This window comes from Brevibacillus ruminantium (assembly GCF_023746555.1).
Taxonomy (GTDB): Bacteria; Bacillota; Bacilli; order Brevibacillales; family Brevibacillaceae; genus Brevibacillus; species Brevibacillus ruminantium.
The window spans coordinates 1,975,442-1,989,583 of record NZ_CP098755.1; the positions used below are offsets into that span (position 1 = coordinate 1,975,442).

The 14,142-nt window shown below is 49.9% G+C and carries 17 protein-coding genes and 1 riboswitch; of the genes, 13 read left to right on the forward strand and 4 right to left on the reverse strand.

Going from position 1 to position 14,142, the window contains the following annotated elements:
• The first annotated feature begins 50 nt into the window (after positions 1-50).
• The 5 genes from NDK47_RS09640 to speD all read left to right on the forward strand — a co-directional run bounded on the left by NDK47_RS09640 (position 51) and on the right by speD (position 3,697).
• On the forward strand, positions 51-650 hold the full coding sequence (locus NDK47_RS09640) for a hypothetical protein (RefSeq protein WP_251874607.1): 600 nt from the start codon (positions 51-53) through the stop codon (positions 648-650).
• 217 nt (positions 651-867) lie between these two features.
• A complete protein-coding gene (locus NDK47_RS09645; RefSeq protein ID WP_251874608.1) occupies positions 868-1,521 on the forward strand; it encodes an endonuclease III domain-containing protein in 654 nt (217 codons plus the stop codon).
• Between the two features lie 77 nt (positions 1,522-1,598).
• Positions 1,599-2,111: a DUF4446 family protein gene (locus NDK47_RS09650; protein ID WP_251874609.1), complete on the forward strand. Its 513-nt coding sequence runs from the start codon at positions 1,599-1,601 to the stop codon at positions 2,109-2,111.
• Positions 2,112-2,451: 340 nt separating this feature from the next.
• Positions 2,452-3,048: a hypothetical protein gene (locus tag NDK47_RS09655; protein WP_251874610.1), complete on the forward strand. Its 597-nt coding sequence runs from the start codon at positions 2,452-2,454 to the stop codon at positions 3,046-3,048.
• A gap of 244 nt (positions 3,049-3,292) precedes the next feature.
• Positions 3,293-3,697: an adenosylmethionine decarboxylase gene (gene speD, locus NDK47_RS09660; protein WP_251874611.1), complete on the forward strand. Its 405-nt coding sequence runs from the start codon at positions 3,293-3,295 to the stop codon at positions 3,695-3,697.
• A gap of 76 nt (positions 3,698-3,773) precedes the next feature.
• Here speD and NDK47_RS09665 read toward each other — a convergent pair whose 3' ends face one another.
• A complete protein-coding gene (locus NDK47_RS09665; protein ID WP_251874612.1) occupies positions 3,774-4,433 on the reverse strand; it encodes a YhcN/YlaJ family sporulation lipoprotein in 660 nt (219 codons plus the stop codon).
• A 134-nt stretch (positions 4,434-4,567) separates the two neighbouring features.
• Between NDK47_RS09665 and typA the strand changes: the two genes are divergently transcribed.
• Entirely contained in the window at positions 4,568-6,403 is a 1,836-nt protein-coding gene (typA, locus tag NDK47_RS09670; RefSeq protein ID WP_251874613.1) for a translational GTPase TypA, read from the forward strand.
• 131 nt (positions 6,404-6,534) lie between these two features.
• Here typA and NDK47_RS09675 read toward each other — a convergent pair whose 3' ends face one another.
• On the reverse strand, positions 6,535-7,017 hold the full coding sequence (locus NDK47_RS09675; RefSeq protein ID WP_251874614.1) for a glutathione peroxidase: 483 nt from the start codon (positions 7,015-7,017) through the stop codon (positions 6,535-6,537).
• 76 nt (positions 7,018-7,093) lie between these two features.
• A complete protein-coding gene (locus tag NDK47_RS09680; RefSeq protein WP_251874615.1) occupies positions 7,094-7,327 on the reverse strand; it encodes a hypothetical protein in 234 nt (77 codons plus the stop codon).
• Between the two features lie 162 nt (positions 7,328-7,489).
• Between NDK47_RS09680 and NDK47_RS09685 the strand changes: the two genes are divergently transcribed.
• The 4 genes from NDK47_RS09685 (at position 7,490) to NDK47_RS09700 (ending at position 10,527) form a co-directional block, all read left to right on the forward strand.
• Positions 7,490-8,347 carry a deoxyribonuclease IV gene (locus NDK47_RS09685; RefSeq protein WP_251874616.1) on the forward strand — a complete coding sequence of 286 codons (858 nt, stop codon included), beginning with the start codon at positions 7,490-7,492 and terminating at the stop codon, positions 8,345-8,347.
• A 3-nt stretch (positions 8,348-8,350) separates the two neighbouring features.
• Positions 8,351-8,677 carry a YlaH-like family protein gene (locus NDK47_RS09690; protein ID WP_251874617.1) on the forward strand — a complete coding sequence of 109 codons (327 nt, stop codon included), beginning with the start codon at positions 8,351-8,353 and terminating at the stop codon, positions 8,675-8,677.
• A 10-nt stretch (positions 8,678-8,687) separates the two neighbouring features.
• A complete protein-coding gene (locus NDK47_RS09695) occupies positions 8,688-8,960 on the forward strand; it encodes a hypothetical protein (RefSeq protein WP_251874618.1) in 273 nt (90 codons plus the stop codon).
• Between the two features lie 160 nt (positions 8,961-9,120).
• A complete protein-coding gene (locus NDK47_RS09700) occupies positions 9,121-10,527 on the forward strand; it encodes a hypothetical protein (RefSeq protein WP_251874619.1) in 1,407 nt (468 codons plus the stop codon).
• On the opposite strand, the gene NDK47_RS09705 is transcribed toward NDK47_RS09700, so the two are convergent.
• Complete coding sequence (locus tag NDK47_RS09705) at positions 10,524-10,865, reverse strand: DUF5665 domain-containing protein (protein WP_251874620.1); 342 nt, start codon at positions 10,863-10,865, stop codon at positions 10,524-10,526. The genes NDK47_RS09700 and NDK47_RS09705 overlap by 4 nt on opposite strands.
• Positions 10,866-11,019: 154 nt before the next feature.
• Here NDK47_RS09705 and NDK47_RS09710 point away from each other — a divergent pair, with 154 nt between their 5' ends.
• From NDK47_RS09710 to NDK47_RS09720, 3 genes are all read left to right on the forward strand, one after another.
• Positions 11,020-11,478: a pyridoxamine 5'-phosphate oxidase family protein gene (locus NDK47_RS09710; protein ID WP_251874621.1), complete on the forward strand. Its 459-nt coding sequence runs from the start codon at positions 11,020-11,022 to the stop codon at positions 11,476-11,478.
• A gap of 87 nt (positions 11,479-11,565) precedes the next feature.
• Positions 11,566-11,682: riboswitch (SAM riboswitch) on the forward strand.
• 93 nt (positions 11,683-11,775) lie between these two features.
• Positions 11,776-12,939 (forward strand): aminotransferase class I/II-fold pyridoxal phosphate-dependent enzyme, encoded by a 1,164-nt coding sequence (locus NDK47_RS09715; RefSeq protein WP_251874622.1) that lies wholly within the window; start codon positions 11,776-11,778, stop codon positions 12,937-12,939.
• Positions 12,936-14,120, forward strand: coding sequence for a trans-sulfuration enzyme family protein (locus NDK47_RS09720; protein WP_251874623.1), 1,185 nt, complete (start codon positions 12,936-12,938; stop codon positions 14,118-14,120). The genes NDK47_RS09715 and NDK47_RS09720 overlap by 4 nt, the downstream gene beginning before the upstream one ends.
• Positions 14,121-14,142 lie beyond the last annotated feature (22 nt).

Sequence of the window (14,142 nt, forward strand, 5' to 3'; positions counted from 1 at the left end):
TCCCGTAAGCAGGTGTATTTATCTGAGTATTCTGCGAATGGGGGGATAGGATGACAGATGGGAAGGAACTGGAGTATTGCAATCTGGCTGTCTGGTTTGATCGCAAGACATTGCACGCGATGATGCACGCTTTGGTCGACACTGGAGCAATTGTCACCTGGAAGGAGACACAGGAACAATTTTCTTTTCTCGTATGCAACCAAGAAAACAGGTCGGAATGGAGATTGGATCGTGTTAACGGCTTTTACAAATGGCAACAGCCAGACTGCTCACTCCAGGACACCCGGATGGCCCTCGTGCTTTATCGCTTTATCCAAAGGGCCAAAGGTCATGTGATCGTGAAGATGATCCATGACAGCGGGGTACTGGTAAAGCACATTCGGTATGGGGAAGCCGTCAAAATCGTAGAGATAAAAGGAGCTGAGAAAAAAGTGATCTACGAAAAAGCATGCAGTGTGACCATGGATCAGGTGATCGCCGCCCTCAAACGCCGTGACGCAGAAGAACGTATCCCCGTTTTACGATTGGAGTTGGATTACGAACTGGCCACCTTGTACGACGCCTTGCAAGCAAAGGATACGGTACAGGTTCGCAGATCGACCGAACGCTTGAAGCAGCTCCGCAAGGAAATGCTGCTTTTGGAAGCTTGACTGAACCAGTAGTGATGAAGTTGATGAGTTGATGAGTGGAGGCAAGAACAAATCCGATGATGGCTAGACATGTGAAAAAGGAATAAAAGAGCGGCATCTCGAATCGAGAGTGTCGCTTTTTTTGATTTCATTTTCCTGCTGGCTCTGGACAAGGTTACAATGGGGGAAGGAAAACAAATGAAGCAGGATGAACGAGTGAGGGGAGGGGAACGCGATCGTGTGGCAATCGATTTACCGCCAGCTTGAGAGGGCATTCCCAGATTTTCAGGTGGAGAGCTGGTGGGGAATGGCAGACCCGTTCAGCCGTGTAGTCGGCAGCATTCTCGTACAAAATACAAACTGGAGCAACGTGGTGAAGGCGCTGGAGCGCATGGATGCAGCCGGAATACTTTTTCCCGAAAAACTTTTGCTCCTGTCAGCCGAGGAGCTTCAGGAAATCATTCGGCCCGCCGGTTTTCAACGGGCCAAAAGCGCATGCCTGCTGCAGATTTCCCGCTGGATCGTCCAAAAAGGCGGGATGGAGGTTATTCGCAAGAGCAACGAATCAGGGGAACAGCTTCGGCGACAACTGCTCGCAATGAAAGGTATCGGAGAAGAAACGGCCGATACGATCCTTGCCTATGCCCTCGACCGTCCTTCGATTTCGGGCGATGCCTACACGCGCCGCCTGTGGTTGCGCCTGACGGGAGAATCATGTACCTACGGGCAAATCCGCATGGCAATTCAAGCCGAAATTGAAGAGCTCCAGGACCTGCAGCGCCTCCACGGACTAATCGTTGAGCACGGCAAAGAATTCTGTAAAAAGCGTCAGCCGCAGTGCGGAAAATGCCTCTTCTCAGAAAAATGCCGGAGTGCCTCGATTCCCATTTGAATTGGCTAGTACCAGAGTTGTACAATAGAAGAGGATTTTTGGCCTTCGGGCCCCAGTAGAAAGGAAGTAAACGATACATGGAATCTGTCCTATCACTTGCGGAAAGCACTCCCATCCTGTTCTTGGTCATGTTTGCAGCTATTTTTCTGTTGTTTCTGCTCGTGATCCTGCAGGCTGTTCGCATCAGTCGACTCCGCAAGTCGCTAAGCAAATTGTTGAGTGGAACCAATGGAGCCAATCTGGAGGAAGGCATGCATCAGCTTTTTCAGGAAATGGATGACATGAAAAAGCGGCAAGTGGATCAGCAGTTCTTGGTGAATCGCTTGTCCCAGCGAATTGCTGGACAGAGCGGAAATCTCGGGATCGTGCGGTATAACGCGTTTGAAGACATCGGAAGCGATCTCAGCTTTTCTTTGGCGATTCTGGATGATGCACAAAACGGTGTTGTGATGACCAGCATTTACAGTCGAATGGAGTCCCGTGTCTACGCCAAACCGGTTGAGCAAGGCTCATCGTCGTACCATTTATCGGAAGAAGAACAAACAGCGATTCGAAAAGCGATGAATCAATCAGCCGCTCGCTCCTCCTGAGCTTGACGTGGAAAACAGTACATTTTGGCAGTTTTCTGTAGAATTACAGAGTTCTTTTTGCGTCAAGATAAAATTTAGCCGATATTCGTCTGTTTTGCGAAAATTCATCCGCTTTTCTCTCAAGACATTTCGCAAACCCCGTAGTATAATAAAGTGTATAAAGGTCGGCTTTAAATACGAAAAGTAGGTGATCCGCCTTCAATACCCAAAGCGATTTTCGATTCGCTGGGCAAGGCCAGGTTCTACAACGTTCCTTCGTCGACACTTAGCGTAGCTCCTCAATGGGAAAACTGTTATCGTCTCAGCGATCAGGTAAACCAAGAGAATTGAGGAGATAGTTATGGCACAGCGTTTAGCAACCAATTACGCCAAGGCCTATTTTACGATGAACGAAGAAGAGTTGAACCGATTCGTCTCTCTCTTCACCAATGAGCACATTTCAGTCGAAATGAAAATTTTTGAAAACGGCGATCGGGACGTTTTGTTGACGGACCAGAGCGGTGCGATTCAATTGACTTTCCACCGTAAGGGCAACCGGTATTCCTGTGAAAGCTCCTACCTCATTCGAGATATGCAACTGGCTAATGCTATGCGGAAGGCAATGAAAACGTTTCGAGGCCACGGAATCGTCCATCGGATTTATCAGGGCTTCACTGTCGTTTACCATTACGACGAGGGCTCTGTCGTAAGAATCCAGGAGATTTCCGACGACGAAGAAGTGTCCATTTTTGAAAATTCTGCTCCCCATGCAGCTAAGGAACTGGAAATGTTGTTCCGTAAAACGGGAAGTGAATGCGAGATTGATTCGATCCGACAAGAGACGGATAGATGGCTGGACTTGCGAAACTGGGCCAAACATGAGGCCCCGGAAAAGCTCGACATGATCGACTCTCGATTGTGTGCCATGTCACGTCGGTTGTTTGAACTGGAAGCCTGAGGCCGCAGTTCTTAACAAAAAATGGGTGCGTTTGCGCCCATTTTTTGTTTTCCGCATTTTTCTTTTGTAAAAGGTATTGTAATGTAGGCCGAAGCATGGTATGGTTGTTTTCGTTGGAAACAGGATTAGGAACCAGGATTCACTTTAAAGGGTGGATAACAAGAGGGAAGCCGCCCCCGTTAGTGAATGACGCAGGTCCTAGCGATGTTTAACATTACACTTGCTAGGAAGGGGGAACCGAAAGATGGAATACTCAACTTTCGGAAGACACGTTGCCGTTGACACATGGGGAGTTCAGTTTGACTTGTTGAACGACGCAGAGTTTTTGAAAAAGGAAATGATCGAAGCTGCTGAAAGCTGTGGTGCCACCGTATTAAGTGTGCAAGCTAAGCAGTTTTCTCCTCAAGGGGCTACCGTTCTGGTTCTTCTCTCGGAAAGCCATCTGTCTATTCACACCTACCCGGAGCGAGGATTTGCGGCTCTGGACTGCTACACCTGCGGTGAGACTGTAGACCCGCAAGTCGCTATTGATTATCTGGTATCAGTATTGAAGCCGGAAAAAGTGTACGCGAAGAAATTGGTTCGTGGAACAGGCGAGTTGCAAGTCGTTGAACCGGAAATGAAGTCGGCTGAGGTGGCAAGCAAGTAATTATCGATTCTTAAAAGCCAAGAGGTGCGGCAATGTCCGCACCTCTTTTGTGTCAAAAACCATGCATCCACGAAAATTAACGGAAAGGCGCCGTAACAGATCGTCCCAAATCACGAATCAAGGCAGTGAAATCGCCAGCGGCGTTGGAGAGGTTTCCTCCCACTGTGGTTGGCCCGGTCGTGAGCGAATGGGCTGCGTTCGAAACTCCGTGGGTGAGGGAAGTGCTGAGACGATGCACCCGACCGTACATGTGATCGTCGGAGGTCACCCGGATACGCATTTGGGGTGAAGCGGAACGGGCCGCTGCATGGACTTTTTGCTCGATCACCTGACGCTGCTGAGTTTGATTGGCAGGGAAGCGGGTTTTTACGCCAATGACAGCGTCATTGCCGTGTACGACTGCAGTTGCCCCCGAAACTCCGGGCACAGTGCTAGCAGCTCTTACCAGACGTTCCGCTGCAATCCGGTCAAACTGGTTGACGCCCATCCTTTGCTGGGTACCGTCATAATGGAAATAGTTGGTGGTGTAGGGATGCATATTGGTTTGCGCCGTTCCCTGAGTCCCAGCTTGGGGTCTTGCCTTTTGTGTATGGGCAGCATTTTGTGTTTGCGCTGCTTTTTGCGTCTGAGCTGCATTTTGTGTTTTGGGGTTTGGACCCGTACTGGATTTGCCGCAGCCAGGCAGGGAGGCCAATATTAGCAATCCAACGACGGGATACATCCATTTTTTATTCATGGTGAGCCACCTCCTGAACTTAGTATGAGTACCCTGCAAACTCATTACTCAGGAAGGGGCTTGTCAAAACGCCCCATTGTGCCATTTTTCTCAACCTGTTAATATAAATTGTACGCATAAACGAGGAGGTTTACATGAAGCGTCTTGACATACGCAACATAGCCATTATTGCCCACGTCGACCACGGGAAAACTACGTTGGTGGACAAACTGTTGATTCAATCTGGTACCTTCCGCAGCAACCAGCATGTAGAGGAGCGGATGATGGACTCCAACGATCTGGAGCGGGAGCGCGGAATTACGATTTTGGCAAAAACCACATCCGTAAAATACAAAGAGTACACCATTAACATTCTTGATACACCGGGCCACGCCGACTTTGGCGGAGAAGTGGAACGGATCATGAGCATGGTGGATGGCGTGATCTTGATTGTAGACGCATTTGAAGGGTGCATGCCGCAAACGCGTTTCGTCTTGAAAAAAGCGCTGGAATCGAATGTAACGCCAATCGTCGTGGTCAATAAAGTGGACCGTGATAACGCACGTCCGCAAGAAGTGATTAATGAAATTTACGACCTCTTTATTGATCTCGACGCGAATGAAGAACAATTGGAGTTTCCGATTGTATACGCATCTGGTCTGCAAGGTATCGCCGGTTTGGAACCGGATAAACTGGAGGGTGATTTGCGTCCGTTGTTTGATACCATTGTGGAACATATTCCAGCACCGGATGCCAATGCTGAAGAGCCGCTGCAAATGCAGGTGACGATGCTGGATTACAACGACTTTTTGGGAAGAATCGGAATCGGCCGTATTTATCGCGGCGTTTTGAACGTAAATGACACCGTTGCCTTGGTTAAACGCGACGGCAGTGTAAAACGGATGCGGGTGCAAAAGCTGTTTGGCTTCTCCGGGCTGCAACGCGTCGAGCAAAAAACCGCAAAAGCGGGCGACATCGTTGCTATTTCCGGCCTGGAAGACATCAACGTGGGTGAGACCGTATGTCACACCGATCATCCAGATCCGTTGCCGCTGCTGAAAATCGACGAGCCGACTCTTCAGATGACCTTCCTCGTAAACAACAGCCCGTTTGCTGGGCGCGAAGGCAAACATGTCACCTCTCGCAAGCTGCGTGATCGCCTGATGGCCGAGCTGGAGACAGATGTTTCCCTCCGCGTGGAAGAAACGGATTCGCCTGATGCCTATGTGGTTTCCGGGCGCGGCGAGCTGCATCTTTCTATCTTGGTGGAAAACATGCGCCGTGAAGGCTTCGAGCTGGGTGTATCCAAACCGGAAGTAATCGTTCGTCTGATTGATGGACAGAAAATGGAGCCGGCGGAACGACTGATTATCGACGTTCCGGAAGAGTATACGGGTCCTGTTATGGAAACCCTTGGCCAGCGAAAAGCCGAGATGGTGAATATGATCAACAACGGATTTGGCCAGGTTCGCCTGGAGTTCATTATCCCATCTCGCGGTCTGATCGGGTACCGTACCGAATTCTTGACCATTACGCGTGGCTACGGCATTATGAACCACTCCTTTGACAGCTATCGCCCTCTGGTAGCAGGAAGTGTGGGTGGTCGCCATGCTGGCGTACTGATCTCCAACGAGACTGGTACGGCAACCACTTATGGCTTGATGTCTGTGGAAGACCGCGGCATCATGTTTATCGAGCCGGGTACCGAAGTGTACGAAGGCATGATCGTCGGGGAACACAACCGCGATAACGATCTGACCGTCAACGTCTGCAAAGAAAAGCATGCCACCAACGTTCGTTCGGCGACGAAAGATGATACCGTCAAAATGAAAACACCACGTCTCCTGACTCTCGAAGAGGCGCTGGAATACCTGAACGACGATGAACTGTGCGAGGTTACCCCGACATCTGTTCGTCTGCGCAAAAAATATCTGACCAAATCTGAGCGCGAGCGTTATGAAAAACAAAAACGCTATGTCGCTCAGTCTTAATCGCAAGCATCAAGCAAGGGAAAAGAAAAAGCCGCCTCTTTGAAGGCGGCTTTTTTTGACCCGTGTAAACTGGAACAGGATGCTTTCATCGTATGATCAAGCAACGATGAGTGTCCGAGGGCTGTTTTTTCTCAACCAGCAGGCAGATATTCCTCAATCAACGCCGTCAGTTCCTCCGGTTTTACACGCGGATCGATGCGCTGTACAACCATTCCCGCTCCGTCTACGAGAAACTTGGCGAAGTTCCATTCGATTTCTTGGTCTTCGCCTTCTGGTGCATGGCTTTTCAAGTACTGGTACAGTGGATGAGCATCTGGCCCATTTACGTCGATTTTGGCGAACAGCGGGAAGGTGACTCCGTAATTGCGCTCGCAGAAAGCAGCGATTTCATCAGCCGTGCCAGGCTCTTGCTGGGCGAATTGGTTGCAGGGGAAGCCGAGAACAACGAAGCCGCGGTCCTGATAGCGTTCGTACAACTCCTGAAGGCCCTTGTACTGTGGTGTGAGGCCGCAAGCGCTGGCTGTATTGACAATCAGCAGTACTTTTCCTTTGAAGTCTGCCAGCGTCGTTTCCTCGCCGGTTATGGTTGTGACAGGAATGTCATGGATACTCAAGGACTCCACCTCTTTCAAAGAGTAGTCATCCCGTCCACTATAGCACGGAAAAGAGAGCTGCTTCCAGAGCGAATGTTCAGGTCAATTGCTTGAGGATGTTCATCTCCACTTCAGACAAGATGATTTGTTGAGTGGATTCGGTTCGTTTCCGTACGGTACTTTGCAGGACGCGTACTACTCCCTCTGGATTTTGAACAATGATGGTTCGTACCTCCCCATTTCCGCTTCTTCTGCAGGAATCATGCATGACTGCGTAGTCAAACTGTTCTTGCAAAAATTGAAGACTGGCCAATGCCTGGGAATGCTTCACACAAACCCCTCCCGCTCACCCTTTTTACCAAAGCGTATGAAAAAAGAGGGACGAGAATGCATGGGAAACAAATGACGCTGCAATTGGAATTTTGACAGTCTCCGAAGCAACTGATAAAGTGAAATGGACGAGACTGTATACTGAAGTAGGAGTGAATATAGATTGAAAATCGGATGCCATATTAGTGTCGGCAAAGGACTGGAAAGTGCAGTTCTGCGCGCTGTTGAGCTGGGAGCAGAATCCTTGCAGGTGTTTACAAAAAATCCGCGCGGTCTACGACCCAAAAAAGTGGATTATAAAGATGCAGAAAAAGGGGTTGCACTTTTGCGGCAGCACGATCTTGAGCTGATCTGTCACACACCGTACATAACCAATTTGTCTACGCCCAAGGAAGATTTGCAGGAAGTGACGATTCGTTCGATTCTGGAAGATCTGCACATTGCCGAGGCGTATGGGGCCAAAGGTGCGGTTGTACACTGTGGCAAGCATGTAGGAGAGGGAGAGGAATACGGCATCCGCCGCATGGTGGAGACGCTCGATCTGATCCTGGATCAGTATGAGGGCAGTGTAAAGCTACTCTTGGAAAATACGGCTGGACAAGGCTCCGAGCTGGGGCTGACCCTCTCTTCGCTGATGGAAATTCGCGGCGCAACCAAAAATGCGGAGAAAATCGGTTTCTGCTTTGATACATGCCACTCGTTTGCAGCAGGAGAGTGGAACGAAGAAACTTTTGATCAGTTGATGGACGAAATGGAAAGCACAGGTTATCTGGAGCACCTGGTTGCCATTCACTTCAATGACAGCAAGGCACCGTTTGCCAGCAGAAAAGACCGTCACGAAAAGATCGGAAAAGGGGAAATTGGCAGCAGTGCGCTGAAAAAATTCCTCGTGTCCAAGAAGCTGCAGCACTTGCCGGTCATTTTGGAGACTCCGGTGGATGACGAGCGGGAATATGCCGAGGAAATGGTCTATTTGCATGAACTTCGCGGAAGTGGCATGTCGGCAGGCCAGGAGGGATAGCAAATGGAATGGTTTGACCTTGTCTCCACCTATTCTCCCTCTGGGGCGGGAGAACCTTCACTATATGACAGTTTTCGCATGTGGGCAGACCATTACCGGGCCTGGATTATTTTTGTGCAGTTGATCCTCGTCTATTATCTCGGTTTTGCCACGCGGATACGCATGCCGATTCTGAAAAATGTTCTGCTGTATATCCTCCTGTTTGCAGGTGCATTGATCTTTGCCATCCTGGATGTACAATTGCCCGTGAAGAGCGCACTCCTGATTGCTATCGCGATTCTGGTGATTGTCAAAGTCAGAATCAAGCCCGATGGCAGCACACGAAAGTGAGGGAAGCCGGATGAAGCGTGAGGATGCACTTGCAAACTGGCTGCAGATCAAGCTTGTGGCCGAAGCCAGACCGGAAGACCGCTCTGCAGCGGATACTGCCTCTTTTTTTGAGGAAATCCTGCGGGAAGACCACAAGGCCAGTGAATTGTCTTACCATGCTGAAGAACATTGCTACGTCGTAACGGCTTTATTTGATGACGAGAGATCCGAACGCCGGTTTGACCGCGAAGAGGCGGAAACTCTTTTGCGGGCCATTGAAAGTGAACCCCGCTACAACCAGTAGCAAAAGCGTGAAAGCACAAGGAAGAGCCCCGTCCATTCAAGGTGAGGGGCTCTTTGCTATTTTGCTGCTTTTTTAAAATCCTGCAACCTTTCCGTGTAACAGGCCGTCAGTAATTGTGCCAAAAGGCATGAGGGGAAATATGGAAAGGGGAAATACATCAATGAAAAAATACATGACCAAGCCCGTGCTTGCTGTTCTTGCAGCAGCAACGATTATTGGAGGGGCGGTTCCGCTCCTGGCCAATGCCAGCTCCCTCGGCAACAGCAGTGCAACAAAAGTTGTCATGAATGAAGAAGGCAAACAGGTTACGCGTTACAATCTGAAAGAGTTGGCAGCGAAAGACCCGGCGACATTGAATCTGCTTTTGAAAACTCAGGCTGACCATCTATACATTGTGGTGGATAAACTGAACCTCGACGTCAAAATGCAAACCTTCATTGAAAAAAATGAAGCGGAATGGAATCGGATTTACAATCAATACTACAGTGATATCTATTTGGAAGTCCGCTTCAATGAAGTCGATCAGGGATTCCTCAGCTTGAATCCGGAGATCAAAGAGAACACCACCTACCTGAAAGGCGAAGTGACAGAAGATGTGACGAAGGTCGTGATCGTCAAGCCAAACGGTGACGTCATGGAAGTGATGCCGAATGCAAACGATACCTTTACGGTCAGCTTTGCCTCCGTCGTCAGTGCGACTCCCCAGTACGCCACAGTGAAGGCATATGTAAATGACAAGCTTGTAGATACGCGTGAAGTACGTGTGAACACAGGTACAGTGCTTGACGCTCATACATTGATCCATTCCCAAGCCGTATTGGACAGCCGGAAGAGTGAGCTGAAGGTAAACGGCGTGGTGAATATCCAGAACGGCAAAGTAGTAGTGAGCTACGATGGCGAAACCAGAGAGGCTGGTGTGAAAAAGCTTTGGGAGGGTGTCGGTTCTTATTCCGTAACCTTCAAGAATGTGGAAGCAGGTAAAGAGAAAGTACTCGTCGAGGTTTACAAAGACGGCAAAAAGCTGGATTCTCAATGGATCGAAGTTCTAGCTTTGGCCAAGCCTGAAAACCCAAGCAAGCCAGATCCGGCCAAGCCTGCTGACTACAATATCACCGGGAAAGCAAAGCTGGATGCCAAAGACAAGGAAATCGAGGTAGAAGGCAAGGTAAGCGGCTACAGCAAGAACAAGAAGGCCACATTGTATGTGATCGCGCCAGATGGACAGAAGCACGAGGTAAAGCTGAAAGATGACGGTAAATTTGAAGTGAAGCTCTCCTACAAGAACCGTTCCTACAGTGCCAAATCCGTTCAGTTGGAGCTGGTCATCGATGGCAAGGTAGTCACTCAGGCGGATATCCCTCATGGAACTCCGGTAAACGGGGAGAAACAGAAACAGGAAGACGAAAAGAAGAAAGAAAACGAAAAGAAGAAAGAAAACGAGAAGAAAAAAGAAAATGACAAGAAAAAAGAAAATAAGCATTCGAACGGGAATGCTTACGGTTATTGGAAAAAGCACGGGAACGACAACCATGATGACGACCAAGATGACGACCGTGATGACGACTAAGGCTGATGATGATAATAGCTGGAAACGTAATCGACAAGCTCCTTGATATAGTCTCCGATAATCGGGACGGAGAGAAACTTGCTCAGAACCGATCCAAGTAAAGTCAATACAATGGCGGTACCGATGGTGAGGCCAAGGCCCCGTGCAAGACCTGCGAGGAAATTGATCCACAGCAGTTTTCGCGGGGCTGTATAATTCTGAATCACGTCGGCCAAGCGGATATCCTCAAGAAACATGGCGATCTTGTCCATACGTTCATTTAACTTTCGCGCCTCCTGCAATTCACTCAGGAGCTGGTCTATTTTTTCTAACAGGCGGTCCGTAGGTGTTTGTGTCATCCGAAGTCTCCTCCTGTCCCTTTTACTATTTTTCCGGTATCTACCAGTGTAGGCAAAAAGAAGGCGATAATCAAGCGTAGAGCGTAAACGTTTGCCTATCGTTACCAGGCCGGGTACAATAGACGTACAATACTTTTCACAAGGAGGCTTCGGAATGGCTGAGACCGTTTCCCAGACACTTTCGGAGGAATTGTTTGGGCTGTTGCAACAGGAGCGTTTTATCACACTCGGCACCGTTGACCATGAGTCGGGGGCTCCTTCGCTTAGCTCACTTTCCTGGACCTATGCGGCTACCCCGCAAGTCATTCGGTTTGCCGTCGATAATCGCTCCCGGATTTTAGCCAATATTGCCAAGGAACCGCAGATTGTTCTGCATCTAATCGGCGCAGGCTCTTCTTTTGCGATCAATGGCAAGGCTGCCCTAAAGAGCGAGCGGATGGAGGGTGTTCCGCTCAAGCTGGCGATGGTAGAAGTCACCATCGAAGCTGTGCGAGATGTCATGTTTTATGGTTCCCGCATTTCTGTAGAACCGCAGTATGAAAAAACATACGATAAAAATGCAGCTGCCAAGCTGGATAATCAGGTGATGACAGCGCTTCGCGGAGCGGAATAGAGAGAACGGGTAAAAAAAGGGAAATAATCAGTTGACAGTACCTTCTTCAATCCGGTACTATTAGGTTCAACAAATTGAATAGCAAACTTCTTATCCAGAGAGGCGGAGGGACTGGCCCGATGATGCCCGGCAACCAATTTTCCTGTTTACAGGACAATACTGGTGCTAATTCCTGCAGAGCATGATTGCTCTGAAAGATGAGAAGGATTTGCTTACGGCGACGTAAACAAAGCCTTCTTTTCAAAAGAAAAGAGGGCTTTTTCATGCCCTCAATCACCATCGGAGGGAGAGAACGAGATGTACTTGGAAACAAAACTGGTTCAGGCTGGAGTCGGGAGAGACCAAACCACAGGTGCTGTCAGCTTCCCTGTCTACAACGCAACAGCATACCGCCACCCCGCCCAGGGACAAAGTACTGGATTTGACTACACCCGTACCGCAAACCCCACGAGAGAGGTGCTCGAGCTGGCAATCGCAGAAGCGGAAAGCGGGGATGCCGGATTTGCCTGTGCGTCGGGGATGGCAGCGATCCATACGGTAATGGGGCTCTTCTCTCAAGGAGATCATTTGATTGTTTCGCTTGATTTATACGGGGGAACGTACCGCCTTTTTGAGCAAGTTCTGAGCCGTTACGGCCTTTGTTTCAGCTACGTCGATTTGCGTGATCTGCAAGCATTCGAGCAGGCGATCCGGCCGGATTCAAAAGCGGTTCTGGTCGAAACACCGACCAATCCGCTGATGCAGATTACCAATATCCAGGCCGTCTCTGAAATCGCCAAACGCCATGGGCTGTTGACCCTGGTGGACAACACATTCATGACGCCGTATTTTCAGCGGCCGCTGGAATTGGGGGCGAATTTGGTCCTGCACAGTGCCACAAAATATCTGGGGGGACATAATGATGTTCTCGCTGGACTGATTGTGACCAAGGGAAAAGAGTTGTCTGAAAAGGTCCGGTTTTTGCATAATTCAATCGGTGCAGTCCTCGGTCCGAATGATTGCTGGCTGCTTCTCAGAGGGATGAAGACGCTGGCCCTGCGCATGGAACGCCATCAGAGCAACGCTTTGGCCATCGCCAGGAAACTGCAGGAGCATCCGGCTGTTGCGGAAGTGTTTTACCCCGGTCTAGAGGCTCAGGAGGGCTTTGACATTCAAAGCAAACAGGCGAGCGGATACAGCGGTATGGTTTCGTTTCGCGTCCGCTTCCCGGAACAGGTCGGCCCCTTTCTGGAGAGTCTGAACATTGTTTCTTTTGCAGAGAGCCTCGGCGGAGTGGAGTCCTTATGTACGTACCCTGCGACGCAGACACATGCTGATATACCGCAGGAGGTTCGGGAATACGTAGGTGTATGTGATCGATTGCTGCGGTTGTCAGTTGGAATTGAGCATCCGGAGGACCTGATTGCGGATTTATGTCAGGCGCTAGATGCCAGTCTGGTTGCGAGGGAGTGTATCCGATGAAATTTGCTACCAAGCTTTTGCATGGAACCAGTTGTTTTGATCCGGCAACGGGTGCCGCCTCTACGCCGATTTATCAGGCCTCTACCTTTCATCAAGCAGATCTTGACCGGCCGGGCGCTTTTGATTATTCGCGCTCCGGCAACCCGACCCGCCAGGCATTGGAGGATGCGATTGCCGTACTGGAGGGCGGGGAGCGGGGGTTTGCCTTTGCTTCCGGAATGGCGGCCATTTCCAGTGTCTTCATGCTCTTTTCGGCAGGAGATCACATCGTCGTTGCAGAGGACGTTTACGGCGGGACGTATCGTTTTTTAACCAAAGTTTTGTCACGGATGAACATTGATGTTACTTTCGTGGATACGACCTCGCTCGCCGAAGTGGAAAAAGCAATCACCCCCTGTACGCGCGGCATTTATCTGGAGACACCCTCCAATCCGACGTTGAAGGTTACAGATATTGCGGCGATCTGCAGGCTGGCACGCAGTAACAACCTGCTGGTGATTGTCGACAACACCTTTTTGACCCCCTACTATCAAAGACCGCTGGAGCTGGGAGCAGATATCGTCATTCACTCAGCCACCAAGTTTATCGGCGGGCACAGTGACGTAGTTGCGGGCTTGGCCGTAACCAGGGACAAGGAATTAGGGGAGCAGCTTTACTTTATTCAAAACGGGATGGGGGCCGTACTGGGGGCGCAGGATTCCTGGCTGGTCATGCGCGGCTTGAAATCATTAAAAGCACGTCTCGATGTAAGCACCCGGACAGCTGACAAGATTGCCCGCTGGCTGGCCGGTCACCCCGAAGTGAAGAAGGTATACTATACAGGCTTGGAGCAGCATCCGGGACATCTCCTGCAAGCCAGACAAGCCAGTGGACATGGAGCCGTTCTATCCTTTGATGTCGGCAGCAGAGAGAGGGCTAAAGCGCTTTTTGATCGGGTGACTCTGCCCATCGTAGCCGTGAGTTTGGGGGCGGTCGAAACAATCTTGTCGTATCCTGCCACGATGTCACATGCTGCTATGCCAAAAGAAGAGAGAGTGTGCAGAGGCATTACAGACGGTTTGATTCGACTGTCCGCGGGCTTGGAGGACGCTGATGACCTGATCCATGATCTGGAGCAGGCACTGAATAGCTTGGAAAATCTATCCTTCGAAAGCAAAGAAGAGGCATACTCCGGTACGTAAACCGGGGCATGCCTCTTTCTTT

Bases quoted from the DNA above. Each gene is read 5' to 3' on its own strand.
- NDK47_RS09640 (WP_251874607.1), top strand. From the start codon at position 51: ATGACAGATGGGAAGGAACTGGAGTATTGCAATCTGGCTGTCTGGTTT.
- NDK47_RS09650 (WP_251874609.1), top strand. From the start codon at position 1,599: ATGGAATCTGTCCTATCACTTGCGGAAAGCACTCCCATCCTGTTCTTG.
- NDK47_RS09655 (WP_251874610.1), top strand. From the start codon at position 2,452: ATGGCACAGCGTTTAGCAACCAATTACGCCAAGGCCTATTTTACGATG.
- speD (WP_251874611.1), top strand. From the start codon at position 3,293: ATGGAATACTCAACTTTCGGAAGACACGTTGCCGTTGACACATGGGGA.
- NDK47_RS09665 (WP_251874612.1), bottom strand. From the start codon at position 4,433: ATGAATAAAAAATGGATGTATCCCGTCGTTGGATTGCTAATATTGGCC.
- typA (WP_251874613.1), top strand. From the start codon at position 4,568: ATGAAGCGTCTTGACATACGCAACATAGCCATTATTGCCCACGTCGAC.
- NDK47_RS09690 (WP_251874617.1), top strand. From the start codon at position 8,351: ATGGAATGGTTTGACCTTGTCTCCACCTATTCTCCCTCTGGGGCGGGA.
- NDK47_RS09695 (WP_251874618.1), top strand. From the start codon at position 8,688: ATGAAGCGTGAGGATGCACTTGCAAACTGGCTGCAGATCAAGCTTGTG.
- NDK47_RS09700 (WP_251874619.1), top strand. From the start codon at position 9,121: ATGAAAAAATACATGACCAAGCCCGTGCTTGCTGTTCTTGCAGCAGCA.
- NDK47_RS09705 (WP_251874620.1), bottom strand. From the start codon at position 10,865: ATGACACAAACACCTACGGACCGCCTGTTAGAAAAAATAGACCAGCTC.
- NDK47_RS09710 (WP_251874621.1), top strand. From the start codon at position 11,020: ATGGCTGAGACCGTTTCCCAGACACTTTCGGAGGAATTGTTTGGGCTG.
- NDK47_RS09715 (WP_251874622.1), top strand. From the start codon at position 11,776: ATGTACTTGGAAACAAAACTGGTTCAGGCTGGAGTCGGGAGAGACCAA.
- NDK47_RS09720 (WP_251874623.1), top strand. From the start codon at position 12,936: ATGAAATTTGCTACCAAGCTTTTGCATGGAACCAGTTGTTTTGATCCG.